Below are 23,483 nucleotides of genomic sequence, written 5' to 3'. Positions count from 1 at the left end.
ACTTGTTCCTTATATTCTCTCGCTCAGACCTGCCGGATTATATCGTCTTCACTGACAATGGAGCACTGATAGCGCCCAAACACTTCCCCTGCCATGCCGCTGGCATAGACCGCCTGATAGGCTGCATGCGGGACCAGCGCATGATATTCCACCGCACTGACACCCTGTTGTACGCAATCAATATCATCGGTGTTGATGTGAAAAATCTGTTCGGGCGGGCTCTGGCTCCAGAATCGTCGCTGGCCGGGTTTTTCGCTTTCCGAAAACAGCTCCTGCATGGTCCAGGTCAAAAGCCAGCTGTCACCTGACGCATCCACCTTGTCCAACAAACCCTGCACCGTTTCATTGTGCTTGGTAATGCCACCGGCGTAAAACGGACCCAGCACAAAGCGGCGCAATTGTTTGGGGTGCAGATTGTCAAAGGCATTGTCCAGCGCCGTGCCGATGGTGGTCAGCGTCAGGCTGTAAGAGGAATTGGCTTCCAGAAATTGTGTGAACTCCGCCGAGATCTCCCTGTTTGGCAGCCCATCCATGCCTTGTTTCGCCTTGCTGCGTGATGGTTTGCCCGACGGTGGACGAATGGCTTCGTTGAATATGAGCGCAGCCTTACCCTCAGCCACTTCCTTTGAGGAATCCTCCACCACCATTGTGTAAAGCAGCGGCATATTGGCGGTGCCGTCATAAGTGGACCAATAGACCACATAATAGGGGCGATCATTTTTCGGGTTTTTGGAAATGCGGATGGTTTTGGGCGGTGTGAATGCGGGGAAAATACCATCGATCGCCGCCACGCGGCGCAGTTCCTGATAAAACAATCGCTCGGCCATCTGCTTTTGCAACGCTTCCGGCTTCTTGCGGGCCGACAACATCTGATCGACCATTTTGCGTTTGATCGTGGTTGGGTTTGGCAAGGCTTTCAGTCGTTCCGGGGCCTGACTTTCCGCGTCGGAAAGTGCCATGATTTCCTGCAAGACAGGAAATCCGCTTTCATTGAGATCAATACGAAACCGGTCTTGATAACGCGCCTGCAATGCAAAGGCGTTTGTGGAATTTTCCAGCCGTGTCAGATTGGCAGTCATGACCGCGCCCAGAATGTCATGAGGCCGTGCGCCCCATGGCCCCTGATCGCGCGCCACGACAGCGCGCTCCAGAGAGACAATGGCCGATTTCAACGCATTGAAATAGCGCACCAGAACCGATTGCGAACTCACAGAGAACTCCTAAAAGTCTCGACTAGGACGCGTTGTATTCTGCGGCCTGATGCTTGTCCATAACGTCAGAAAAGCGCCGTGTAAACGCATCATCAGCCAGTTGCTTGCGGCGCTGGATTTCAGCGGAATTGACCATGGACTGCTCATGCATCTCCAAAAGGTCGGCAATGTGAGACTGCGCCGCAGCTCCAATGCCAGCCATGGTCTGTTCTGCCGCCAGATCGACCTTGGACCCCAGCGTGTTGATCTTGTGTGCAACATCCTGCTGGGCAGCCGTTTTCAACGAGTCTTCCAAAGATTTGTACAATACAATGCGCTGCTCCGTATCGATTTTCAGCTTGTTGATCAGTGTGTTCTGCGCAGCAATCTGGTTGTTCAGACTGTCTATGAACGTCTGGAACATGGACGTATAGCGTTCCAGGGTCTGGGACGCGGCCAGCAATTCCTGCTCCTTGGCCTGTGCCTGATTATAATCGGTCGCCATTTCAGAGCGTTTTGTTTCCAGCTCTGTACGCTCCTGCTGGTCGGTGGTGGCTGCAATCTGGTTCTCAAGATCCATCAGCGCCGGGTTCAGATCTTCAATTTTCTTCTGGATTTCCTGCAATGCATCGGTGGTTGCCTGACGTCGATCCAGCACGGTACGCAAGCTGGATTCGGACGTCGCATAACGCGTTTCCAGAACCGTTTTCTGATTGGTCAGAATGCCGACGATCGTATCAGATTTTGAGAGAAGGTCCTGCAGATTGCCGCCCAGAGACGTAGTGCGCACCCGCTCATTGCGCATGGATTTGGCTTTGTTCTGCGAGAACATGCCAATGAACTTTTCCATGCCGGTAAATGTCTGCATGTTCTTGAATTCAGCGCCGAAGGAATTGGTCACATCTTCGAGGCTCAGAATAAGGTCGGCAATGTTGCCTTCCATCACCTTCTGCTGGCCCAGAACATCCTGAATGCGCGCATTCTCGATGTCGAAATTGACGTCCATAATGCTGTCAGTGGACGCCATGGTGTCGAGCACTTCCGAAGATTGATCAATCTTCGAGCGCATCTCCTCCACCATCTCACGTGTTTTTTCGATTTCCTGATCAAACTGCTGAATACCGGCCATATAGTCCCCCTGAAACGCGGATAGAATTGTCAATATCTGTATGTGTTGGGTTCAATATAGCGGTTCACGCCAAAAACGCACGCAGAAGATGGCAAACAGGCCCAACTGGCCGAGACTGTGCGTCTATTCAGCTTATCCTGGCGTTGAGACAGAAGTTGCAATACAGATGCAGCAACAAATGGCCTTGAGCTTTAGAGGCGCTGGCCGCTCTGACTGTCGAAAACATGAAGACGCCCTTCGCGCACTGTGAAGGACGCCTTACTTGCCAGCTTCATATCCCGATAGATTTCATGATCTACCACCGCTTTGAACGCAGAACCGTTTTCCGTCTTCAAATGGATAATGGCGCGAACGCCCAGAAGTTCGGACAGTTGCACCTGTCCCGTAATTGTATTGTCGCTTGGCGCAGCGGGAAGCAAATCGTCTGGCCTGATGCCAATTTCGACCTTCTGTCCCGTCTTGACTTGCGGGAAACCTTTGAAAATTCCGACCGGCGTTTCAATGTTTCCGTTCGCCGTGCCGACACCATCAAAGAAATTCATCACCGGGCTACCGATAAACGCGGCGACCATGCGACTGGCAGGGTGGAAGAAAACATCTTCGGGTGTGCCCTGTTGTTCGATCGCGCCCTGGTTCATGATCACAATCTTATCAGCCATGGTCATGGCCTCTTCCTGATCATGGGTGACATAGATCGTCGTGGCCTTGAGACGCCTGTGAAGATTTAGAATCTCCGCCCGGGTTTCCACACGCAGTTTTGCATCAAGGTTTGAAAGCGGCTCGTCAAAGAGAAACAGTTTTGGCTGGCGGACAATCGCCCGTCCGATAGCGACACGTTGCTGCTGTCCGCCAGAAAGAGCGCCCGGTTTGCGCGCAAGCAACGGAGTTATGTCGAGCAAGTCTGCGGCCTTGTGAACGGCTGTGCGAATTTCAGATGCGGGGACATTCTTGGCCTTCAAACCGAAGCCCATATTCTGCTCGACGGTCATTGTCGGATAAAGCGCATAGTTCTGAAACACCATCGCAATATCGCGCTCACGTGGCTCCAGCATCGTAACGTCCTGCCCGTCAATGAAGATTTGCCCGTCGCTGACTGGCTCCAACCCCGCCACCAGCCGCAGCGTTGTGGATTTACCGCAGCCTGAAGGCCCAAGCAAAACAGTAAATTGATGGCGCCCGATATCAAGATCAACGCCTTTGAGAACCTCAACAGCGCCAAATTTCTTTGTTACGGACTTCAGTGAAACGTAGCTCATGCAAAACCCTAATATTTGACAGCACCACCGCCAATGCCGCGGACCAGATGTTTTTGAATGAAGAAAGACAGGATCAATACAGGAATGACTGCAATCAGGATGGCGACAGCCATCTTGCCCATGTCGACGCCTCGAAAGGTCCAATAGCCTGCAATTGCGACAGGCAGTGTACGGCTTTCGCCACCTGTCAGAAGCAATGCGTAAAACAAATCGTTCCAGGACAGCACAAAGCCGAAGACGCCAGCCGCGCCGATTCCGGGCCGGACAGCCGGCAGGATAACCTTATAGAACGCCTGAAAGCGCGTGTATCCATCGACCATGGCCTGATGTTCAAGGTCTCTCGGCACTTCATCAAAAAAGCCGATCATGAACCACGTGACCACAGGCACCACAAACGACAGATGGGCAGCAATGACGCCCGCCAGCGAGTCGATCATCTGCAAGTGATACAACACCAGAAAGAACGGCAGGATGAGAATTGCCGGCGGCATCATCTCCGCTGCCAGTATGGAGTAACGCGCGCCATGATAGCCACGGAAACGGGAAAACGCGTAAGCCGCCGGACATCCAACCAACAGCGCAATGGCGACTGTTGCAAATGCCACAATAAATGAATTCAAGATGTTGCTGGGTACATCGGACTGAAACAGAACGTTGTTCCAATTGTCACCTGTTGGTGGAAATACCCATACATCAGGTCTTCCGCCCAATGAGGGCGGCTTGATGGATTCCAGGAAAACCCAGACAAACGGGAACAGAACCACCACAAGCGCCAAAGCAATGGCAAAGAATGCAGCTATCCGGGCTGGGCGGGTGGAAAAACTAAACATCGTTTGGCGCTTCGGTGTTGCTCTTGGTGGCTTTCACAAGGGCGATGACAAGAACGAGAATAACAACGATCAGAAGGAAGGCTGCAGCGGCTGCCTCTCCCATCCGGAAGAACCGAAAACCCGCCTGGTAAATATAATACATGATGGTTTCTGTAGCGTCACCAGGCCCGCCACGGGTAATCGCAAACACATATTCAAACACTTTGAAGGCGTCGAGCGCACGGATTATGATCGCAACAGTGATCACAGGACGCAGCATCGGCAGGGTGACTGACCGAAAGGTCAGCCAGGCGCTGGCGCCATCGATGCGGGCTGCCTCGAACGGGGCTTTCGGCAGCGATTCCAGACCGGCCAGAAACATCAGCACCATGAATGGCGTCCACTGCCACACATCAATCAGAATGATCGAAAACAGCGCCAGTTGCGGGCCGAACCAATCAATACTGATCCCGATCTCGCCAAGATAATGGGAGATCACGCCAAGCTCCGAATTCAACAGAAAACGAAACATCAGGCCAACGGCGATTGGCGTGATGAACATGGGGGCGAGCAATGTTGACCGGACAAAATTTTGAAAGCGCACCAGTCGCTGCAGCAAAATTGCCAGACCCAGGCCCAGCACCAGCTCCAAGGTAACAGCCCCAATCACAAATGTGATGGTGTTGCCCATGGCATTCAGAAAACCAGGATCGGTCGCGATGAAGGTGTAGTTATCCAGACCAACCCAGCGCACGTCGTTGAGGCGTGTAAGTCGGTAATCATGCAGTGAAATCCAGGCCGAAAAAGCAACTGGATAAAGCATCACAGCCGAAAGCACGAGCGCGAGCGGCAGGACGAATTTATGTTTCAACTGCATCAGGCCCTCTCAGGAACGGCTGGAACTGCCGCGGCGCTCGAAGGTTCGCGCGCCGCAGCTGTTTTGAACTTAGCGGTTGGCCCGTTTTACCGCAGCCGCGGCATCATCAAGCGCCTCTTGCGGTGACTTTTGTTCCGAGACGGCTGCGCTGAGCTCTGTACCAATGATTTCGATCAGCTCTTCAGCATTGGTGCCAGATGTCAGTGGCGCAGCATCCTCAAGTATGCCCGAGAGCGCTTTGTAGTAAGCTTCGCCATAGCCGTCTTTCCAGACAGTTTCATCATTCAGCACGCTGGTGCGGACCGGTGCACCGCCCATGATAGCGCGACGCTTGGCAACTTCTGGGCTGGATATCCAGGAAACAAAGTCCCAGGCCGCATCTTTGTCTTCAGAGTTTGCAGGTATACCCCATGACCATGTGCCTAACACGGCCTTGCCACCTGGAACCTCATGCAGGGTGAAGTTGCCTGCAAGGTCTCCGGACATGCCACCCTCTGCGTTCAGGGCTGGAAGCATCCAGTTATAAGACAGCATGGTCGCCGCTGTGCCCGAAGACATGGCGCGCAATGCTTCATCAAAACCCCAATTGAGCGAGTTTGCCGGCGCCGCAGATTTGTAGGTTTCAATGTATTGGTTGAGTGCCTTTACCGCCGCTTCATTGTTGATGATGATGTTGCCATCTGTATCGAACACGTCACCGCCATTTGCATACAGCCAGTTCTTCCACTCTTCCATGATCTTGTAGCCCTTTTGGGGCTGCATGGCCGCACCGAACATGTCGTCAGTCGTCAGTGATTTAACTGTTTTCATGTAGTCTTCGATCGTCGTCGGGATTTCCAGACCTTCCTTGTCAAAGATATCCTGACGCACGATCAGGCCAAGTGCGTAATTGTAATAAGGCACACCGTAGGTTTTGCCATCTACAACACCAATCGAGCTGACGGCACCGACGAAATCATCGAAATTATAGCCATCACTGGACGCGATGTAATCATCCAATGGTGCCAGATAGCCGGCCTTTGCAAACTCCTCCATCCACGGATTATCGATGATGATCACATCATAAGTCGCTGATGGCGCAAGGGAGGACGTCAGGATTTTATCGCGCATTGCATCAAAGGGCATGGCGTCAAATTTAACGGTCACATCCGGGTTGGCAGCTATATATTCTTCCGTCAGTTTCTTGACAATTTCGTAGTCGGGCACCTCTTCGATGATAATGTTCAAATCTGCAGCACTTACCAATGCCGTGCTCAAAAACGTCGCTGACAAAAAGGTGGCGACAGCCGGTAGAGAATTGAATTTTTTCATGTCATTGCACTCCTGCTTCAGTTGATGTTCTGATGGTTCAAGTCATGTAAACGCCGCCGGTCACATTCACGGCCTGGCCGGTCATGAACCGGGCGCCCTCCGAGGCGAGGAAAACCACAACATCGGCAACATCCTCCGGCTCTTCAAGTCGCCCCAATGGCGTTTGGTCAATGTAGGATTGAAGCACCTTCTCAGGCGTCGACCCGAGCAGTTCAGCTTCCCAGGCAATTTCACGGTCCTGCATGGGCGTTCGCACAAAACCGGGGCAGACCGCATTGACGCGAATACCGTCCTTGGCGTGCTCGCGAGCCAGCGCCTGCGTCCAGCCAACGACCGCAAATTTGCTGGCCGAGTAATGAGCCAGCAGAGGCGCACCCATCTTTGCGGCGAGCGATGCGGTGTTGACGATCACGCCTTGCCGACCATGATCCAGAAAATGCTGGACGGCGCACTGATTGGTGAAGAAAACGCCTTTTGCGTTCACATCCAGATTGAAATTCCAATCATCTTCGGTCAATTCCAGCGCGCGCTTCATATTTGAGACGCCCGCATTGGCATGGACAATATCGACAGGGCCAAATACAGACCGGGCCTTCTCAAATACCGTTTCGATTTCAGCCTTGTTCCGCACATCCACCTGACAGCCAAAGGCGCGATCGCCCAAGGATGCAGCCGCTTCTTGCGCCAGATTTTCATCAAGATCCGCAATCACAACGGCGTGCCCAAGCTTGTGAAATGCACGAGCCGAGGCCAATCCTATGCCGCCCGCAGCCCCTGTGATCAAAACTGTTTTCATTAGAATTCCCAAGAAACCACAATTTATAACAATAAAACACGTAAAAAACATCATTACAACGGAAAAATGTTCTTTTATGTTTGATATATTTCCGATATAAACATAATAGAACAATTTGAACGTGTGCTTTGGCGAAATTGAGAGGCGAACAACATGAGGGCAGCGGCAAAATTGCATGCAACCCAGCGGCACTCACTCATTCTCCAGGCGCTGGATGAAACCGGTTTTGTAACCGTCCCCGAGATGGCGGAGGCCTGCAATGTTTCAGAGATGACAATGCGTCGCGATTTTGACTTGCTGTCGGAAAAAAAGAGGCTTGAGAGAACTCATGGGGGGGCCAGCAAGCTGGACTCCACCGGAGCCGTCATGGTGGATTTGGTGGAGCCAAACATCGCCGCGCGTTCTGTCGTCAACAGCGAAGGCAAAAGTGCCATAGCGCGCAGCGCAGTCGGGCTCATCCAACCCAACCAGACGATTGCGCTTGATATCGGAACCACAGCGCTATGCCTGGCCGACCTTCTGCTTGACCATGATGTCAATATTTATACGAGCAGCCTGAAAATCGCCGGTGTGCTTTCAGGCCAGAAGCCAAGTGTGTTTGTTCCCGGCGGCCGCATATTCGGTTCTGAGCCTTCAGTTGTCGGGCCGCAGGCCGTCAAAAGCCTGAGCGATCTATGCTTTGATGTCGTGTTCATCGGCGCGTCCGGAATTACAGATGCGGGTTTTTACGATTATTCGCTCGAAGACACACACATCAAATGCGCCCTGATCGAAGGATCGCAGAAGGTTGTTGCGCTCATTGACAGCACGAAGTTCAACCGCATGTCAGTCGCCAAAGTATGCGCGCTGAAAGACGTTGACATGCTGGTGACGGACGCCGAGCCACCTGAACAATTATCGGAAACACTCAAAGCTGCCGGCGTCACTGTTCAAATCGCCGACTAGCTCTCAACTGCAAAGGGAAACCCACATGATTTTCGACTTTCTTGGCGACAAGCAAAAAGCCGTTATTTCCATGGCCCACATCGGTGCGATGCCGGGCTCACCGCTGTATGATGCCGATGGCGGCATGGAGAAACTCGTTGAAAATGTCCTTTCGGATATTGAAAAATTGCAGGCCGGTGGTGTCGACGCGATTATGTTCGGCAATGAAAATGACCGGCCCTATCTGATGAAGGCGACCACCGAAAGCGTCGCGGCCATGACGAATATCGTCACGGCTGCAAAACCTGTTTTGAAAGTCCCGTTTGGGGTCAATTATCTGTGGGACCCTGCGGCGAGCGTCGCGATTGCAGCCGCCACGGGAGCCTCCTTTGTGCGCGAGATTTTTACAGGCGTGTTTGCCTCCGATATGGGCGTTTGGGCCCCCGATTGTGCCACGCCTTTGCGCATGCGCCGCAATCTGGGTTGTGACAACATGAAGCTGCTGTTCAACATCAATGCGGAATTCGCCCATTCTCTGGATCAGCGCCCTATCGGCCTTCGCGCCAAGTCAGCTGTTTTCTCATCGCTGGCTGATGCAATTCTGGTCTCCGGCCCCATTACCGGCCAGCCTGTAGAAGGGTCTGACCTGCGCGATGTGGTTGATGAAATTGATGGCGCCGTTCCCGTGTTTGCAAATACAGGTGTCAACATCGACAATGTGGATGATGTGATGTCGGTCGCTTCGGGCTGTATCATCGGCACGCATTTCAAAGTCGACGGCGATACGTGGAACCCGGTTGATAGCGACCGCGTCAAACGCTTCATGGATAAGGTCGACGGATTGCGTTGAGATCTCTGGCATGAACGAGCACATCGATTGCGTCCTGGGTCTGGACATCGGTACCACGTCGACGATTGGCATTCTGATTGAATTGCCTGACAGGGTGCTTGCGAAAGCCTCGCGCCTGGTTACCCTTTCCTCACCAAAGGTTGGGTGGGCTGAGGAGAATTCGGAAGACTGGTGGACCAACGTCACCGAGATCATTCCCGAGCTTCTTGAGCGCTCAGGCATTCAGGCCGAAGCAATCAAGGCCATCGGTGTCACAGGCATGCTCCCGGCCCTCGTAACGCTTGATCAGAACGAGACGGTCATTCGGCCCGCCATCCAGCAAAGCGATGGCCGCTGCGGTGCGCAGGTTGCGGAGATTGCCTCTGAAATTGACGAGGCAGAATTTACGCAGATCGCTGGCAATGGAATAAACCAACAGCTCATTGCTGCGAAGCTGCGTTGGCTGGAACAGAACGAGCCTGATAATTTCAAGCGCATCGCCACGGTGTTCGGGTCGTATGATTTCATCAACTGGAAGCTGACCGGCAAAAAAGCGATTGAACAGAACTGGGCACTTGAGGCGGGTTTTGTGGATCTTGGAACCCATGAGCTTTCCGACGAACTCATTGCATTAGGGCATGTCTCGCGCGCATGCATTCCGGATAAAATCCGTTCGGAGGAAATTCTTGGGCAAGTCACACATTCTGCCATGCAAGCAACAGGCTTGTGCGTTGGCACACCTGTCGTAGGCGGCGCGGCAGACCACATCGCCTCGGGACTGGCCGCAGGCGTTACGCAACCCGGCGATGTACTGCTCAAATTCGGCGGCTCGATAGATGTGCTGATCGCAACTGAAACAGCGTCACCTGATCCCAGGATGTTCCTCGACTACCATCTGATCCCCGGGCTGTTCATGCCCAATGGATGCATGGCGTCCGGCGGATCATCTTTAAACTGGTTTGCAGACAAATTTGCAGCCGGTGAAGCCGAGGCCGCTGGCAAAGCCGGCATCACCTTGCATCAACATCTCGACAAGATCGCAGCTACCACGCCACCCGGCGCGGACGGTGTTCGGATTATTCCGTATTTTCTTGGAGAGAAAACACCGATCCACGATACCGATGCCAGAGGCATCATTCATGGCCTGAGCCTCAATCACGATTTGCGCCATGTGTGGCGAGCGATGCTTGAGGGATATGCCTACGCGCTGCGTCATCATGTCGACGTCTTTGAAGAGATGGGCCACCCTTCTCGCAGAGTTCTTGCATCCGATGGCGGCGCGAATTCGCTATTCTGGATGCAAATTTGTGCCGACGTTCTGCAACAACCAGTTCAGTTGCTAAAGGGGCATCCCGGTTCATGTCTGGCTGCTGCCTGGGTTGCAGCTATTGGCGTTGGCCTCAGCAATGACTGGGCTGGCATCAACCGCTACGTCACTTACGGTGAGCTGTTGCAACCCGCCCCCGAGACTGCCGCATTATACGATGCGGGATATCGGCAGTTTCGTGAAACCTACAATGCCCAGCGCGCGGTCAGGGAGGCAATTCGTGGGCATTAAGGCAGTTCTTTGGGATATCGATGGCACGTTGGTCGACAGTGAGCCTCTGCATCTCAAAGCGCTGCTTGCGGTTTGCATGCAGTACAATGCTGATATTTCAGATCTCCCGGATGACACATTCATCGGTGTAAACCTGAACGGTGTATGGGACGCTCTCAAGCGTCGATTCCCGGCAGAATTAACCCGAGGTGTATGGACAAAAGCGATAGACGATCACTATGTGCGCCAGTCTGAAACGCTTCATGCCATGCCGGGCGCCATTGAGACCATCAAAAGCCTGCATGGGCTCGGAATCCGGCAGGCGGCTGTTTCAAACTCGGGACGCAAGGTTGTGGATACCAACCTTGAATTCCTGCGCACCAATGGCATTTTCGAATTCAGCATCAGCCTTGATGATGTCAGCGAAGCGAAGCCTGATCCCGAACCCTATTTGCAAGCCATGAGCAAAATGGAGATTGAGCCATCCCAAGCTCTGGCGATTGAGGACAGCCATTCTGGCGCGAAAAGCGCAAAAGCAGCCGGGCTTACGCTCGTTGCCTATAACAATCCCGGCCTACCAGCCGATGTGTGGATAGATGATCTCAAGGATTTGCCGTCGCATCTGTCAAATCATCGGCAGACCTGAAGCCCAGTTCAGCCCCTAGTCGGAAAATTTCTGTGCGAGCGCTTCAGCGCCATTCAGCAACAAACCCATATCACTGCCAACGGCGGTAAAACGTGTGCCAAGATCCATGCAACGCTGCGCGAATTCCACATTGGGTGTCAGAATACCGGCAGGTTTTCCGGTCGCTGTAATACGGCCAATTGCGGTCTCGATGGTTTGCACGACTTTTGGATGAAACGGTTCGCCCCTATGGCCAAGACTGGCAGCCAGATCCGAAGGACCAATGAAAATACCATCAACCCCATCCACATCCGCAATCGCTTCAATCTGCTCAACGGCCTCTTTGGATTCGACCTGTACCAACAGGCACAATTCTTCTTCTGCACGCTGCAGATAATTCTCGGCACGGCCAAACCGGGAAGCACGGGTCATGGTGGCAACACCGCGTATACCTGCAGGCGGATATCGCATGGCAGAAACGGCCGCTCTGGCTTCGTCGGCTGACTGGATCATGGGCAACAACAATGTTTGCGCGCCGATATCCAGATATTGCTTGATCAGGACCGGGTCATTGACCTGCGGGCGCACAATCAGCGCGCTGGGACCAGCGCGTCCGGCCTGAAGCTGCAGCATCATCAATCTTATATCTGTTGGCGAATGCTCTGAATCCAGCAACAGCCAGTCAAAGCCTGCACCTGATAGAATTTCGGTCAGATATGGGTCGGGTATCGTAGACCAAAAGCCGATTTGCTGGCGGCCTTCGCGCAGTGCCTGCTTGAAGGCATTCTTTGGAATTTCTACCATCATCCTCTTCCCTCCATCAATTGCCGCATCATGTCGTCCTCTACTGCAGTCAAATCTATCAAGGGTGTTCGCACTGGGCCTGCTGCAAAACCACGCATTCGTACACCTGCCTTGATCGCGGCGACTTCATACCCCGTCTTGCGGTCGCGAATGGCGGTGAAGGGATAGTAGAACTCGGTCAGAAGTTTATTGCAGGTCGCATCATCCCCAGCGATAAATGCCTTGTGGAAAGCCAGCGCTGTTTCGGGGACGAAATTGAAGACAGCCGAGGAATATGTCGCCATGCCAGCACCACGATAGGCCTGAGCAAATAATTCATGTGTCGGCATTCCGCCGATATAGGCCAGACGGTCACCCATTGTCAGGGTCACGCGGCGCACCGTGTTGATATCACCTGTGCCGTCCTTGAAGCCGATCAAATTGGGACATTCCTCGGAGAGCCGTGCCAGCGTATCGACTGACACGCGACTTGCGCCCCGATTATAGACAATGACCGCCATATTGGTGGATTTGCAGACGGCACGGATATGCGCCTCAATACCGTCCTGGGGTGCCCCGATGAGATAGTGCGGCAATAGCAGGATACCGTCACCGCCCACCGCCTCGATCCCCTGCGCCATTTCACAAGCGAGTTTTGTGCCATAGCCACAGCCGGAAATGATCGGTGCATCGCCTGAAACGGCCTTGGCGGTCCGCACGATTTCCACAATCTCGGTCGGGGTCAACGAGAACATCTCTCCTGTCCCACCAGCCACGATCAAACCGGCAACCGGATATCCGGACAACCACTCCAGATGTGAGCTGAAGGCGGTCGCATCCACATTATCGTCGGCATCAAACGGGGTTACCGGAAACGACAGGAGGCCGGTTCGGATGATGGATTTCAGCTCGTTTGGGGCAATCATTTCAAGTCCAATTTATTGTTCTGGAGCCACCGGAAATGGCCCGCTTTGCTTTTATCAACGACCTTTTGCGGCGCGCCATTCTGCAAACAATTTCAGGTTCTTTTCCTGAGTGGCAGGATAGAGCCCGATAATTGTCGCCCCCTCCAGGACCATCTCGGAAACAAAGTCCTCATAAACCGTCATTTCCACCGCCTCATCAGCGACTTCGTCAACGATGTGGGCCGGGATCACAATGATGCTGTCATCATCGCCGACCAGAGTATCGCCAGGAAAGACAGCCACGTCGCCGCAGCCAATCGGACCATTGATCTCAATTGCCTCGTGCAGCGTCAGATTGGTGGGACTGGACGGGCGCGAATGATAGGCAGGGATGTCGAGTTCGCCGACCACCATGCTGTCACGGAAGCCACCATCGGTCACGACACCGGCGGCACCACGCACCATCAGCCGCTTAATCAGAATATCTCCCGACGAGGCCGCTCGGGCATCCTTGCGGCAATCCATCACCAGCACAGAGTCTGGCGGACATTGTTCAACAGCCTGGCGCTGCATGTGCATCGGGTTGCGAAACTCGGCCAATGTGTTGCGATCTTCGCGGGCTGGCATATATCGAAGGGTAAAGGCTGGACCGACCATATTGCGGCCTTTGCGCGCCACCGGGTGTACGTCCTGAATCACCTGATTGCGCAAGCCTCTTTTGTAGAGCGCCGTTGCAAGCGTCGCGACCGATACGTGCATCAGTTTTTGTTTCGTCTCGTCAGACAAATTTTCAGCCATTTCGGTCCTCGTTTTTCTTTCTGATGTTTGGGTCTGATCTCAATTGATCTCCAGCCCGGGCACGGGACGCCCGGTTTTCGAAGTGAGACAATCTAAGTCACAGTCCTTGTCGGTTTGCGCCACATGCATGGCGCTGGCCCCGCAGGACGCTCCTGACATGCGTTTATTGTATAATCTGGCCATGTTGCGCTTCACCCAATCTGCCTTGTTGCTGTCTGACTATCGCATAATTCTTCTCGCACGAACCAGCGCGCCGACCGCAGACTTTGACAGGTTTCTCGTGGCATCGAGTTTTTCCGAAAAGGGTCGCAATAAATCGTGATAAGTTGCTATTGTGTTTTTACCGTCTAGAGCACTAATATATTAGTGCTTTAGTAAAAACAACAAAAAACCGGTCTGACATTGATTTGTTTCGGGAGATTGCTGTATGGGGCAAACAAAAGGAATTGGTATGAATTTCCCGACCTTGGATATGCAGGGCTCCCCCTTTTCAGCATCAGTTGGAGGTTCTGCTGCAACCCGGATTTATCTGGACCTTCGGCAGCGGATCATTGATCTTCATTTGCCACCGGATACAACGCTTTCCCGCGCCGACCTGACCGACCGGTATAAGGTCAGTCAAACACCTGTACGCGAAGCATTGCAGCGGCTGGAACAGGACGGGTTGGTCAAGATTTTTCCACAGTCGCGGACACTGGTTACGCGGATTGATGAAAAACAGATGTTTGAAGCTTATTTTCTGCGGATTGCCGTTGAAACCGAGGTGGTTCGACGTCTGGCCAATGAGTGCGATCCGTCCGTGCTTTCCAAAGCCAAATCCATCCTGCGCATGAAGCACGCGATCGTTCATGATGTGGAACAAATAGACATGTTCTATGATTTTGATGAAGCCTTCCACAAAACGCTTTTCGACGGTGTGGGACAAAGCGGACTGCACCAATTGCTGCAATCCAAATCAGGCCATCTTGGCCGTATAAGACGTCTTGGCCCACCACCGGAGGGGAAATTCGATCTTATTCTTGAGGGGCATGCCAGCATCATTGCCGGGATTGAATCCGGCGATGAAAACCAGGCAATTGCCGCCATCAGGGACCATCTGAAAGACACGGTATCTATCTCACGTGTCGAAGCGCTTCGCAGCCAGTTTCCGGACTATTTCAACGTCGCCTGACCAGACTTTTCATCTCCCCATTTGACAAGCCGGTGATCAGCCGCTGATCAGCTGCTTTTTGTAGCGGATCGATGCGTAGAGCGATGCGCCGATCAACCCGGCACCCAGCGCCCCGGTGACAAACTCCGAAATATGAAACAATGATTGTGCAAACATGATCACTGATAGAGCCAGTATCGAATAAAACGCCCCGTGCTCCAGATACCGGAATTGTGCCAGTGTTTCCCGCTCGACCAGCATGATGGTCATTGAGCGCACATACATCGCCCCGATCCCCAATCCGATGGCAACCAGAAACAGATTCTGCGTCAATGCGAAGGCACCAATCACGCCGTCAAAGCTGAAGCTGGCATCAAGTACCTCAAGATACATGAATGCGCCCAACCCGCCGACGCGTGCGACATCGCGCGCTCCCTGGGACGCATCCAGTACGTGACCAAGCAGATCAACCGCCACAAATGTCAGCAATCCCAACAGGGCAGAAAACAGGAACGTTGTCCCGTCTTCCTGTGACAGGCAACTGGCAAAAACCATTACCAGAGCAATAACAAGCCCCACCTGCAGCCCGCGCACCGCCGCGCATTTGCGCAATTGGCATTCCAGCGCACAGAACCAGTCCACTTCCTTGCTGTCATCAATGAAGTAAGAGAGCCCGACCATCATCAGGAATGTGCCGCCGAACGCTGAGATCGACACATGCGCCTCTCCAATCAGGCGGGCATATTCGGCGGGTTCCGTTGCGGCCAGATGAATGGCTGCGAATGGCCCGATCTGGGCCGCGATTGCAACAATGGCGAGGGGAAAGATAATGCGCATCCCGAAAACCGCAATCAGAATACCCCAGGTTAAAAACCGTTTCTGCCAGACAGGCGACATATCCTTCAGCTTGTTCGCATTCACGATGGCATTGTCGAAACTGAGCGATATCTCCAACACAGCCAGGACGGCGCCAATCAGAAAGAAGGTGAGCGCGCCCGCTCCTGTGCCGGTGGTCTGCCACCCCAGCCAGGCGGCCAGCATAAGCCCCAGGACCGTTACCAGAAACGGCCAGCGAAAAAACCAGAGTGACGACGCCATAATCTACTCTCCGTCAGCGTCTCAGTTGACCGGAGTCAGGACTGGCGGACCCCAGATCACCCGCCTTCAGCGCAGCAATGATGGCGTATTTATCAACCACGCTTCGGCGCGCTCTGTTGATCAAAGTGCCCTGTGGTCCAGGTGCAGACAAGATATCGGCTTTCATGGGCGCAAGGCCTCCAGTTCAAGACGGGCAGTGCGGCGTTTCGCCTGCACTTCCGGATCCGGGTCCAAGCTGGCAGCCAGCAAAGCACGCGTGTAGTCATTGCGCGGGGCCTCGAATATCTGTCGCACGGTTCCTTCTTCGACGATCCGCCCGGCCTGCATCACCACAACCCGGTCCGCAAAGTCCCGGACCACCGGCAAATCATGAGCAATGAATATGTAGGAAATTCCAAAATCGCGACGCAAACCGTCAAGCAGATCAATCACTTGCGCCTGAATGGATACATCAAGCGCCGAGACTGCTTCGTCGCAAACCACCAGTTTGGGCTCCAGTGCCAAAACTCTTGCGATGGCAATGCGCTGCCGTTGGCCGCCGGAAAACTGATGCGGATAACGACGTGCATGATCCGGCGACAGACCGACCAGATCCAACAATTCGGCTACACGCTCACGCCATTTCGGCTTCGGCAAAATTTCAGGATGGATGACCCAGGCTTCGGAAATCAGATCATAGACCGACATGCGCGGGTTTAGTGATTGCGTGGGGTCCTGAAACACCATCTGGATATCGCGGCGCATGCCAAACAGCTCTTTCGGCGACATCTTGAACAAATCACGACCCTTGTAGAAGGCTTCGCCGCTGGTGGGCTCTTCCAATCGCAAAAGGGTCTTCGCCAAGGTGGATTTGCCAGAGCCGCTTTCCCCGACAATGGCGACAATTTCACCGGGCATGACGGTCAGACTTGCATCCTTGAGCGCTTCGAATTTCCCAAAGCTCTTGCTAAGGCCTACCAGCCGCAACAGGGGTTCACCGGGCGCTTTGACAGGTTCTGCCATTTCCCCGCGACCGGGCGCCGAAGCGATAAGGCGTTTGGTATAGGAGTGCTGCGGGTTGGCATAAACTTCACCAGCGGGACCGGATTCAACGATTTCTCCAGCATTCATGACAACGACATTGTCAGCCACCTCAGCCACGACACCAAGATCATGGGTGATCAACAGCAAACCCATGCCCGTTTCGACCTGTAATTCCTTCAGCAATGCCAGAATCTGGGCCTGAACCGTCACATCAAGTGCTGTTGTCGGCTCATCCGCAATCAGGATATCGGGCTTCAGTGCCAGTGCCATTGCAATCATCAAACGCTGACGTTGACCACCGGAAAACTGATGCGGATAGGCCCGCATTCTGGTTTCCGGATCCGGGATTCCGACACGCAGCAATAATTCAATCGCGCGCTGCTTCGCCTTGCCTGATGGCATGCCGTGGGTCGTCATCATTTCAATGATCTGCCAACCGACGCTGTAGACCGGATTAAGATGGGCCAGCGGGTCCTGAAAGATCATCGCGATCTTGGCACCATTTATGGCGCGACGCTCTTCGCCGGTCATATCCAGAAGGCTTTTGCCCCGATACAGCACTTCACCGCTGGTTATTTCACCCGGTGGCATGTCAATCAGGTTCATCACTGCCGAAGCCGAGACTGACTTTCCCGATCCGCTTTCGCCCAGAATGACCAGCGTTTCACCGGGATCGAGGTGGAAACTGACACCCTGAACGGCCTTCACCTGACCATGCAGTGTATGGAACTCCACTGACAGGTCCCGAACTTCCAGCAGATGCGCGCTCATTGCTTTTTGCCTTTTATTTCCAGACGCCAGCGTTGAACCGGGTCAAGCGCAATACGCATCCAGTTTGACACAAGGTTGAGGCTGAGCGTGGTCAGGATGATGGCAAGGCCAGGCCAGAAAGACAGCCACCAAGCATTTGTCAGATACGGCCTGCCCTGCGACACCATCAGGCCCCAGGTGATCTCGGGTGGCTGGATGCCGATACCCAGAAATGACAGCGCGCTTTCAGCCAGCATGACAAAGGCAAAATCCAGTGTCGCGATGGTCAGCAGGGTTGGAAAGACGACCGGCAGGATATGGCGGAAGATGATCCTCATATCTGAAGCGCCCATAACGCGGGCCGCCTGAACGAACATGCGCTCACGGATTTCCAGCACTTCCGCGCGGGTGGTTCGCAGATAGATCGGGATTCTGGTGATTGCCAGAACAATGATGATGTTGGAGACCGACGGGGACAGCATGTAGAGCACGATGACCGCCAGTAGCAGTGAGGGGAATGACATGATGACATCGGCCAGCCGCAGGATAATCTGGCTTGCCCTTGTCTTGGTGTAACCGGCAATCAGGCCAAGCGTGCTGCCAATCACCATGGAACACAGCACTGCGCCGGTTGCCACCATGATTGTGTTGCTCGCGGCAACAATGATGCGTGCAAATAATGGCCGCCCCAAAGCATCGCCACCCAGCACAAACAGCCAGCCCTTCGCAATATCGAAAGGCGGGGAATTGCGCCCTCGCAAATTTTGTTTCGTTGCAGCGGCATCCAGAAGCCACGGCCCTAAAATTGCGCAAAATGCCACAATGATCAGAAAAATCACGGCCACCAGTGCGACCTTGTCATGCCACAGCATGCGCATCATCTGGGCAAAGGCATTCGGCTCTTTTTCAAGCGCATTGTCGGGAGCCTGGTCGGTATCGGTCATCATCGTCCCTTAATACCGAATGCGCGGATCAAGCACCGAATAGGCGATGTCGATCAGAAGATTCATAAGAAAAATGGCCATGGCCGACACCATGATTGCCGCCAGAACGACTGTGAAATCGCGTTGCAGAATGGAGTCGATCATCAGCTTTCCAACACCGGGAAAGCCAAAAATCGTTTCAACCACCACAGCGCCGTTCAGCATGCCTGCAGCCAGATCGCCGATCACGGTGATCACGGGAAGCAAAGCATTGCGCAGGGCATGGATGAATATGATTGGACTGGCCCGAACGCCCTTGGCACGGGCGGTCTTTACATAGGCCGAGGACAGCGCGGTGATCATTGAGCCGCGTACAACTTGCAAAGCCAGGCCGAATGGACGGATGAAAAGAACCGCAATTGGCATAACCCAATGCCAGATTGTTCCGGTTCCCGAAGTTGGCAGCCAGCCGAGATTTACGGAGAACAAGACGATTGCCACAATGGCAATCCAGAAATCCGGTGCACTTGCACCGATCAGCGACAGGAACGTTGCGATGCGATCAAAAACTCCGCCAGCATAGAATGCGGCCAGTGAGCCAATGATGATGGCAGCGACTGTGACCAGAAAAACGGTAGTCAATGCCAGTATCAGCGTCCATTGAAAGGCGCCAAGAACCACCTCAAGCGCCGGTCTCGCCTTGCGAATGGAATCGCCAAAATCAAGGTTCAGGACATCCCAGACGTAATGGCCAAACTGAACTATTATCGGATCGTTCAGGCCGTGCAGTTCACGGAACCGTTCGCGGCTTTCAAGCGAAGCGTCAAGCGGCAGGAACAATGCGGTCGGATCGCCCGTAAGGCGAGAGAGAAAGAAGACCAATACGATGAGGCCAACAAGCGAAAGAGCGCTTGCGAAGGCTCGTTTCCCAATGAAATGCCGCATTGCCGCCCCTCCCATCATAGCTCAAGATGCAAAAAGGGGGCGAACTTGCCGCCCCCTTCTCTATTGAAAGCTTATTTGAAGCCAATTTGCGAGAGTTGAATTTCGCTGTTGGTCGCGATGGTCGGTGTAAAGTCAAGCCGTTCGCTGACCCGGCTGAAGCCAACCATATGGAACAACTGGACATCTGCAGTGATTTCATCGTGCAGATATGCGAACAGATCGGACCATTTGGATGTACGGTCATCACCTGTTGCAGCTGTTGCATCCGCAATCATCTTATCGACTGCAGGATCACGCAGAGCTGACTGCAAACCTTCGGACGCGTATTTGAAGTACATCGAGAAAACCGGATCACCCTTGGCGTTGTCATGCATCGCCTCGATGATCTGTGGTCCGCGATCTTCCGCGAAAGGTTGTGAATAGAAATCCAGCCATTCTGCCACTTCATACATTTCCAACTTCATGTTGAAGCCAGCATCCTGATACATGGAAAGCAATGCTTCCATCACTTCAGTGACATTTGCAAAGTTGCTGGTTCTGCCGATCAATGTGATTTCCGCATCGACGGGCACGCCATCGGCTTTGGCCTCGGCCAAAAGCGCACGGGCTTTTTCCAGATCATAAGCCGGCACCTTCAGATCAGCATTCCAGCCGATGGTTGATGGCGGTACAATTGCGGTGGCCAGGATCGCTTCGGCGGGAATAATTGTCCCGATAAAGGCTTCGCGGTCAATCGCGAGGTTCATGGCCTCACGAACACGCACGTCATCAAGTGGCGGCGTCATTGTGTCGAGACGCAGATATACAGTTTCAGAGTTCGGGTAGGCAAAATCTGTTGCCGGGTTGGTTGCATCCAGTTCCGAGATTTTCGGCGCGAAATCCGCTTCGCCAGTCGCGACCATTGCTGCGCGCACAGAATCATCTGAACGGAACACGTAAGTTGCTTTGGTGACAGCCGGAGTTTCACCCCAATAATCGTCACGGCGCGTCAGAATGACATTCTGGCCGACATTCCATTCGGACAGAACATAAGCGCCTGTTCCAATGGGCTCGCGTGTGTACTCCATCAATGTTTCAGATGGAACGATTGTCAGACCCGACAATTGCAGCGGCATAATAGGCTGCGCCGGATCGGACGTGATTTCGATTGTGTGATCGTCGATGATTTCTGTGGTGATGGTTGAACCACCAAAGTACTTCGCGCCGATTTCACAAACCAGCTCTTCGGCAACAACGCGCTTCAGCGAATGTGCAACATCCTCGGCACCAAAGCTTGTACCGTCGGAGAACTTGACGCCCTTGCGCAAATTGAAGCGCCAGGTATCGCCATCAACCGATTCCCAGCTTTCGGCCAGACGCGGCATCAATCCGCCACCGCTGCCGTCGAGTTCGGTCATTGTTTCGGAAATATTTTGCAGAACGACGCGGCCAATATTGGACTGCGATGCCATGCAGGGATCAATCAAATCCAGTTCTTCGCTCAGCACGATGGTGATATCGGTGTCTTCTGCCAAAACAGGTGACATCATCGTCATTGCGAGCGACGCACCCAGCAAACCTACAGACAGTTTACGCATGAATTCCTCCTTTACGGTGCAGCTTTTTTATAAGAAGGCGCGCTGCTGCAAACGCGCCGTCTGATACAATTCGAGGGGTTTCGAGTAATGCCTCAAAGTGATCCTCTAATATATTAGTGTATTTGTCAATCAAGAATATGTGATCGGATTCGGTCGCACAGACTAATTTTACCGGTGCAAACCCATGCGTTCTAAACGCCTGACCTGCGTCGTTACTTGGTGCGTTTCCAGCCTGCACCGCCAGCCACTATCAGAGTCGATAGAAAGATCACGCTGGCACCAATCCAGGTTTCAACGCTGGCCAACTCGCCGAAAAACAGAAAGGCGAGGATCGCAACAATGGGCAATCGGACAAAATCAATCGGCGCCAGCAAGGATGCATCAGCCATGCTGAGCGCCCTTGTAACAAGCGACATGTTCAGGGCACCAACAATGCCTTGCACTGCCAACAGTCCCAGTTGAGGCAGGGTTGGCGTCGCCCAAAAATAAAGCGCCGGTATAAATGCCAGTGGTGCCATCAGAACCAGATTCCTTGACACCAGAGTTTGCGTACTGTCATGCTTTGCCATCTTCTTCAGCATCAGCTGGATGGCTGCTGTCAGTGCAGAGCCGATCAGCGCATAGCTCAACGCCCAACTCATATCGCCTCCAGCCGGGCCGATGACAATGATGACCCCGACAAATCCTGCCAGGACCGCAATTAATCGACCCAGGGAATATGTTTCGCCGAAGATCATCCAGCCACCCAGCGTCAGGAAAATGGGAGCCGTAAACATGATGGCGGTCACATCCGCCAATGGCGCCAGGGCAAACGCAAAGAAGAAACAGACCAACGCCACGATTTTCATGGCCGCCCGCAAAAAGTGCATCAGGCGATAGTGGGAACCCATCTGCTGGCGTCGCGCCAGAATCCACGGCAGCACGACCATCAACCCAAAAAGGCTGCGGAAAAATACGATTACGAAGGGATGCACCTCGTCTGCCAGTAACCTGACAAGCACAGCGTCGAGTGCGGTCAGAACAGCGGCGACCAGCATCAGGGCTGCTGCCACCATCGCATTGACATTGCGCACACTGGCACCGGGACTGCCCAAGGACATTAGGGTCTGAACTCCATTGGGGGATTAAATCTCACTCAATTTCCCGGACCTCAAAGGCGTGGTCCATGTGCAAGGTGGTTGGAAACGACACAAAGCGAATTTTATTCTAGTACGCTAATACATCAATTATTATCAGGAGGCGAGTCGCGTTCACCTGTTGAGTATGATGACGCAAATTTTTCCAGACCTGTTTTTCCCTGACGCAGATGGAGCCACGTGGACCGTGAACGCCCTGTGATATCTTGCGATGGCATCCTGGTAAATTCACATCGTAACTTTGAAATTTCTGCTTAATGAGCCTATTGTGGACCAAGTTTCAATTCATCTGTTCTCGGCCACCGACCGCTATAAACACAACGTTTGATCAAAGGTTTGCCGTCTGCTATTGAGGCAGTCGCTTTCTATCGGCTTGAACTGAACATCATAAGAAAATCGGCGAAGTATGAATAACAGTTTTCATGTGCAATTGCTTGATTTCTCCAACCTTCTGGAGATTGAAGGCGCGTGGACAAACAGTGATTTCGAAGCACTTCTCGATCATATGGAGTTTGGCGACAGGTCCGGGCTGGATGACGACGAACTGCGCGAAATGTGCCTCATGTCACTGCAGGACCAGGAGCCCGACGAGGCTGCCTATATTGTGCTCAAACATGTCATAGGTGATGCCCTTCGAGAGGGCCAGTTACGCAACATGGCCAACGAGATGCTCGATGAAAAGCTCTGGGAGGAATACGTAGATCCGGCATTCCACGAGCGTCTGTTCAATGTCGGCAGCCTGCTTTATGCAGCCATGCCCCGGGTATTTCTCAAACCTGATGCGGTTCGTGTCAGACTTGAAGTCACGCCTCTCAACCCCGCCTCAAACGAGCTTTTAAGCGCCTCACCCAATGAATCCTTTCTGGTCCGGTTGCTTGCTGACGGGATGGAAGATCGCGCGGTGCTACACCGGATGTATGGCGAACAACTGTCCGGAAAATCATTTCCAAATGCCGATAAAATCATCTGGATTGTCAGTGTTGATACAGCCGGTAAAGACGTTTGGTCCGTGGAGGCAATCAGTTCCGGCTATTGGCTGGATGATTTACAGGGCACCAAGTCTTACGATTCAAACGCCTACGCCGATTCAACCAGCGCACCGTAAGAATCCG

24 protein-coding genes are annotated in these 23,483 nt (G+C 53.3%); 7 read left to right on the top strand and 17 right to left on the bottom strand.

The window, feature by feature from the left end; translation table 11 throughout:
- Positions 1-23 precede the first annotated feature (23 nt).
- From RAL91_RS05815 to RAL91_RS05785, 7 genes are all read right to left on the bottom strand, one after another.
- A complete protein-coding gene (locus RAL91_RS05815; RefSeq protein ID WP_306260489.1) occupies positions 24-1,211 on the bottom strand; it encodes a hypothetical protein in 1,188 nt (395 codons plus the stop codon).
- A gap of 22 nt (positions 1,212-1,233) precedes the next feature.
- Complete coding sequence (locus RAL91_RS05810) at positions 1,234-2,319, bottom strand: hypothetical protein (RefSeq protein ID WP_306260487.1); 1,086 nt, start codon at positions 2,317-2,319, stop codon at positions 1,234-1,236.
- A gap of 191 nt (positions 2,320-2,510) precedes the next feature.
- Positions 2,511-3,575, bottom strand: coding sequence for an ABC transporter ATP-binding protein (locus tag RAL91_RS05805; protein WP_306260485.1), 1,065 nt, complete (start codon positions 3,573-3,575; stop codon positions 2,511-2,513).
- An 8-nt stretch (positions 3,576-3,583) separates the two neighbouring features.
- Positions 3,584-4,405: a carbohydrate ABC transporter permease gene (locus RAL91_RS05800; protein ID WP_306260483.1), complete on the bottom strand. Its 822-nt coding sequence runs from the start codon at positions 4,403-4,405 to the stop codon at positions 3,584-3,586.
- Positions 4,398-5,261 (bottom strand): carbohydrate ABC transporter permease, encoded by an 864-nt coding sequence (locus RAL91_RS05795; protein ID WP_306260481.1) that lies wholly within the window; start codon positions 5,259-5,261, stop codon positions 4,398-4,400. Before RAL91_RS05795 ends, RAL91_RS05800 begins: the two co-directional genes overlap by 8 nt.
- 69 nt (positions 5,262-5,330) lie before the next feature.
- On the bottom strand, positions 5,331-6,572 hold the full coding sequence (locus tag RAL91_RS05790; RefSeq protein ID WP_306260479.1) for a sugar ABC transporter substrate-binding protein: 1,242 nt from the start codon (positions 6,570-6,572) through the stop codon (positions 5,331-5,333).
- A 37-nt stretch (positions 6,573-6,609) separates the two neighbouring features.
- Complete coding sequence (locus RAL91_RS05785) at positions 6,610-7,368, bottom strand: SDR family NAD(P)-dependent oxidoreductase (protein WP_306260477.1); 759 nt, start codon at positions 7,366-7,368, stop codon at positions 6,610-6,612.
- 153 nt (positions 7,369-7,521) lie between these two features.
- Between RAL91_RS05785 and RAL91_RS05780 the strand changes: the two genes are divergently transcribed.
- From RAL91_RS05780 to RAL91_RS05765, 4 genes are read left to right on the top strand one after another with little or no spacing between them, the layout of a single operon-like run.
- Complete coding sequence (locus RAL91_RS05780) at positions 7,522-8,313, top strand: DeoR/GlpR family DNA-binding transcription regulator (RefSeq protein ID WP_306260474.1); 792 nt, start codon at positions 7,522-7,524, stop codon at positions 8,311-8,313.
- A gap of 25 nt (positions 8,314-8,338) precedes the next feature.
- On the top strand, positions 8,339-9,142 hold the full coding sequence (locus RAL91_RS05775) for a BtpA/SgcQ family protein (RefSeq protein WP_306260472.1): 804 nt from the start codon (positions 8,339-8,341) through the stop codon (positions 9,140-9,142).
- A gap of 10 nt (positions 9,143-9,152) precedes the next feature.
- Positions 9,153-10,679: an FGGY-family carbohydrate kinase gene (locus tag RAL91_RS05770; RefSeq protein ID WP_371932486.1), complete on the top strand. Its 1,527-nt coding sequence runs from the start codon at positions 9,153-9,155 to the stop codon at positions 10,677-10,679.
- Positions 10,669-11,304: an HAD family phosphatase gene (locus RAL91_RS05765; RefSeq protein WP_306260470.1), complete on the top strand. Its 636-nt coding sequence runs from the start codon at positions 10,669-10,671 to the stop codon at positions 11,302-11,304. The genes RAL91_RS05770 and RAL91_RS05765 overlap by 11 nt, the downstream gene beginning before the upstream one ends.
- Before the next feature lie 15 nt (positions 11,305-11,319).
- Here the strand turns inward: RAL91_RS05765 and RAL91_RS05760 are convergent, their stop codons facing one another.
- Genes RAL91_RS05760 through RAL91_RS05750 form a run of 3 tightly spaced genes read right to left on the bottom strand, consistent with a single transcriptional unit; the run spans position 11,320 to position 13,769 of the window.
- Positions 11,320-12,090: an aldolase/citrate lyase family protein gene (locus RAL91_RS05760; protein ID WP_306260468.1), complete on the bottom strand. Its 771-nt coding sequence runs from the start codon at positions 12,088-12,090 to the stop codon at positions 11,320-11,322.
- Entirely contained in the window at positions 12,087-12,992 is a 906-nt protein-coding gene (locus RAL91_RS05755; RefSeq protein WP_306260465.1) for a 5-dehydro-4-deoxyglucarate dehydratase, read from the bottom strand. Before RAL91_RS05755 ends, RAL91_RS05760 begins: the two co-directional genes overlap by 4 nt.
- Before the next feature lie 54 nt (positions 12,993-13,046).
- Positions 13,047-13,769 (bottom strand): ribonuclease activity regulator RraA, encoded by a 723-nt coding sequence (locus RAL91_RS05750; protein ID WP_371932485.1) that lies wholly within the window; start codon positions 13,767-13,769, stop codon positions 13,047-13,049.
- 157 nt (positions 13,770-13,926) lie between these two features.
- Here RAL91_RS05750 and RAL91_RS05745 point away from each other — a divergent pair, with 157 nt between their 5' ends.
- Together RAL91_RS05745 and RAL91_RS05740 are read left to right on the top strand one after the other, a co-directional pair.
- Positions 13,927-14,091, top strand: a complete 165-nt coding sequence (locus tag RAL91_RS05745) for a hypothetical protein (protein ID WP_306260463.1) — start codon at positions 13,927-13,929, stop codon at positions 14,089-14,091.
- Between the two features lie 105 nt (positions 14,092-14,196).
- The gene (locus tag RAL91_RS05740) at positions 14,197-14,940 is read left to right on the top strand and encodes a GntR family transcriptional regulator (RefSeq protein ID WP_306260461.1); all 744 of its coding nucleotides are present in this window, start codon (positions 14,197-14,199) and stop codon (positions 14,938-14,940) included.
- Between the two features lie 36 nt (positions 14,941-14,976).
- On the opposite strand, the gene RAL91_RS05735 is transcribed toward RAL91_RS05740, so the two are convergent.
- The 7 genes from RAL91_RS05735 to RAL91_RS05705 all read right to left on the bottom strand — a co-directional run bounded on the left by RAL91_RS05735 (position 14,977) and on the right by RAL91_RS05705 (position 22,335).
- A complete protein-coding gene (locus tag RAL91_RS05735) occupies positions 14,977-16,017 on the bottom strand; it encodes a DUF475 domain-containing protein (RefSeq protein ID WP_306260459.1) in 1,041 nt (346 codons plus the stop codon).
- 13 nt (positions 16,018-16,030) lie between these two features.
- Positions 16,031-16,183, bottom strand: coding sequence for a hypothetical protein (locus tag RAL91_RS05730; RefSeq protein WP_306260457.1), 153 nt, complete (start codon positions 16,181-16,183; stop codon positions 16,031-16,033).
- Positions 16,180-17,811, bottom strand: coding sequence for an ABC transporter ATP-binding protein (locus tag RAL91_RS05725; protein ID WP_306260455.1), 1,632 nt, complete (start codon positions 17,809-17,811; stop codon positions 16,180-16,182). Before RAL91_RS05725 ends, RAL91_RS05730 begins: the two co-directional genes overlap by 4 nt.
- A complete protein-coding gene (locus tag RAL91_RS05720) occupies positions 17,808-18,734 on the bottom strand; it encodes an ABC transporter permease (protein ID WP_306260453.1) in 927 nt (308 codons plus the stop codon). The genes RAL91_RS05725 and RAL91_RS05720 overlap by 4 nt, the downstream gene beginning before the upstream one ends.
- A gap of 9 nt (positions 18,735-18,743) precedes the next feature.
- The gene (locus RAL91_RS05715) at positions 18,744-19,658 is read right to left on the bottom strand and encodes an ABC transporter permease (protein WP_306260451.1); all 915 of its coding nucleotides are present in this window, start codon (positions 19,656-19,658) and stop codon (positions 18,744-18,746) included.
- Between the two features lie 71 nt (positions 19,659-19,729).
- Complete coding sequence (locus RAL91_RS05710; RefSeq protein WP_306260449.1) at positions 19,730-21,235, bottom strand: ABC transporter substrate-binding protein; 1,506 nt, start codon at positions 21,233-21,235, stop codon at positions 19,730-19,732.
- 212 nt (positions 21,236-21,447) lie between these two features.
- On the bottom strand, positions 21,448-22,335 hold the full coding sequence (locus tag RAL91_RS05705; protein ID WP_306260447.1) for a DMT family transporter: 888 nt from the start codon (positions 22,333-22,335) through the stop codon (positions 21,448-21,450).
- 442 nt (positions 22,336-22,777) lie between these two features.
- Here RAL91_RS05705 and RAL91_RS05700 point away from each other — a divergent pair, with 442 nt between their 5' ends.
- Positions 22,778-23,476 carry a hypothetical protein gene (locus tag RAL91_RS05700; RefSeq protein ID WP_306260445.1) on the top strand — a complete coding sequence of 233 codons (699 nt, stop codon included), beginning with the start codon at positions 22,778-22,780 and terminating at the stop codon, positions 23,474-23,476.
- Positions 23,477-23,483 lie beyond the last annotated feature (7 nt).

This window comes from Pararhizobium sp. IMCC21322, assembly GCF_030758295.1.
Taxonomy (GTDB): domain Bacteria; phylum Pseudomonadota; class Alphaproteobacteria; order Rhizobiales.
Note: the sequence above shows the minus strand (reverse complement) of the source record. Positions and strands in the feature narration are given on the sequence as shown.

Excerpts from the sequence above, each read along its gene's own strand:
- RAL91_RS05720 (WP_306260453.1), bottom strand. The coding sequence starts at position 18,734 with ATGACCGATACCGACCAGGCTCCCGACAATGCGCTTGAAAAAGAGCCG.
- RAL91_RS05740 (WP_306260461.1), top strand. The coding sequence starts at position 14,197 with ATGGGGCAAACAAAAGGAATTGGTATGAATTTCCCGACCTTGGATATG.
- RAL91_RS05710 (WP_306260449.1), bottom strand. The coding sequence starts at position 21,235 with ATGCGTAAACTGTCTGTAGGTTTGCTGGGTGCGTCGCTCGCAATGACG.
- RAL91_RS05810 (WP_306260487.1), bottom strand. The coding sequence starts at position 2,319 with ATGGCCGGTATTCAGCAGTTTGATCAGGAAATCGAAAAAACACGTGAG.
- RAL91_RS05795 (WP_306260481.1), bottom strand. The coding sequence starts at position 5,261 with ATGCAGTTGAAACATAAATTCGTCCTGCCGCTCGCGCTCGTGCTTTCG.
- RAL91_RS05770 (WP_371932486.1), top strand. The coding sequence starts at position 9,153 with ATGAACGAGCACATCGATTGCGTCCTGGGTCTGGACATCGGTACCACG.
- RAL91_RS05735 (WP_306260459.1), bottom strand. The coding sequence starts at position 16,017 with ATGGCGTCGTCACTCTGGTTTTTTCGCTGGCCGTTTCTGGTAACGGTC.
- RAL91_RS05755 (WP_306260465.1), bottom strand. The coding sequence starts at position 12,992 with ATGATTGCCCCAAACGAGCTGAAATCCATCATCCGAACCGGCCTCCTG.
- RAL91_RS05715 (WP_306260451.1), bottom strand. The coding sequence starts at position 19,658 with ATGCGGCATTTCATTGGGAAACGAGCCTTCGCAAGCGCTCTTTCGCTT.
- RAL91_RS05750 (WP_371932485.1), bottom strand. The coding sequence starts at position 13,769 with ATGGCTGAAAATTTGTCTGACGAGACGAAACAAAAACTGATGCACGTA.
- RAL91_RS05705 (WP_306260447.1), bottom strand. The coding sequence starts at position 22,335 with ATGTCCTTGGGCAGTCCCGGTGCCAGTGTGCGCAATGTCAATGCGATG.
- RAL91_RS05780 (WP_306260474.1), top strand. The coding sequence starts at position 7,522 with ATGAGGGCAGCGGCAAAATTGCATGCAACCCAGCGGCACTCACTCATT.
- RAL91_RS05790 (WP_306260479.1), bottom strand. The coding sequence starts at position 6,572 with ATGAAAAAATTCAATTCTCTACCGGCTGTCGCCACCTTTTTGTCAGCG.
- RAL91_RS05785 (WP_306260477.1), bottom strand. The coding sequence starts at position 7,368 with ATGAAAACAGTTTTGATCACAGGGGCTGCGGGCGGCATAGGATTGGCC.
- RAL91_RS05725 (WP_306260455.1), bottom strand. The coding sequence starts at position 17,811 with ATGAGCGCGCATCTGCTGGAAGTTCGGGACCTGTCAGTGGAGTTCCAT.
- RAL91_RS05700 (WP_306260445.1), top strand. The coding sequence starts at position 22,778 with ATGAATAACAGTTTTCATGTGCAATTGCTTGATTTCTCCAACCTTCTG.
- RAL91_RS05760 (WP_306260468.1), bottom strand. The coding sequence starts at position 12,090 with ATGATGGTAGAAATTCCAAAGAATGCCTTCAAGCAGGCACTGCGCGAA.
- RAL91_RS05745 (WP_306260463.1), top strand. The coding sequence starts at position 13,927 with ATGCGTTTATTGTATAATCTGGCCATGTTGCGCTTCACCCAATCTGCC.
- RAL91_RS05775 (WP_306260472.1), top strand. The coding sequence starts at position 8,339 with ATGATTTTCGACTTTCTTGGCGACAAGCAAAAAGCCGTTATTTCCATG.
- RAL91_RS05800 (WP_306260483.1), bottom strand. The coding sequence starts at position 4,405 with ATGTTTAGTTTTTCCACCCGCCCAGCCCGGATAGCTGCATTCTTTGCC.
- RAL91_RS05730 (WP_306260457.1), bottom strand. The coding sequence starts at position 16,183 with ATGAAAGCCGATATCTTGTCTGCACCTGGACCACAGGGCACTTTGATC.
- RAL91_RS05805 (WP_306260485.1), bottom strand. The coding sequence starts at position 3,575 with ATGAGCTACGTTTCACTGAAGTCCGTAACAAAGAAATTTGGCGCTGTT.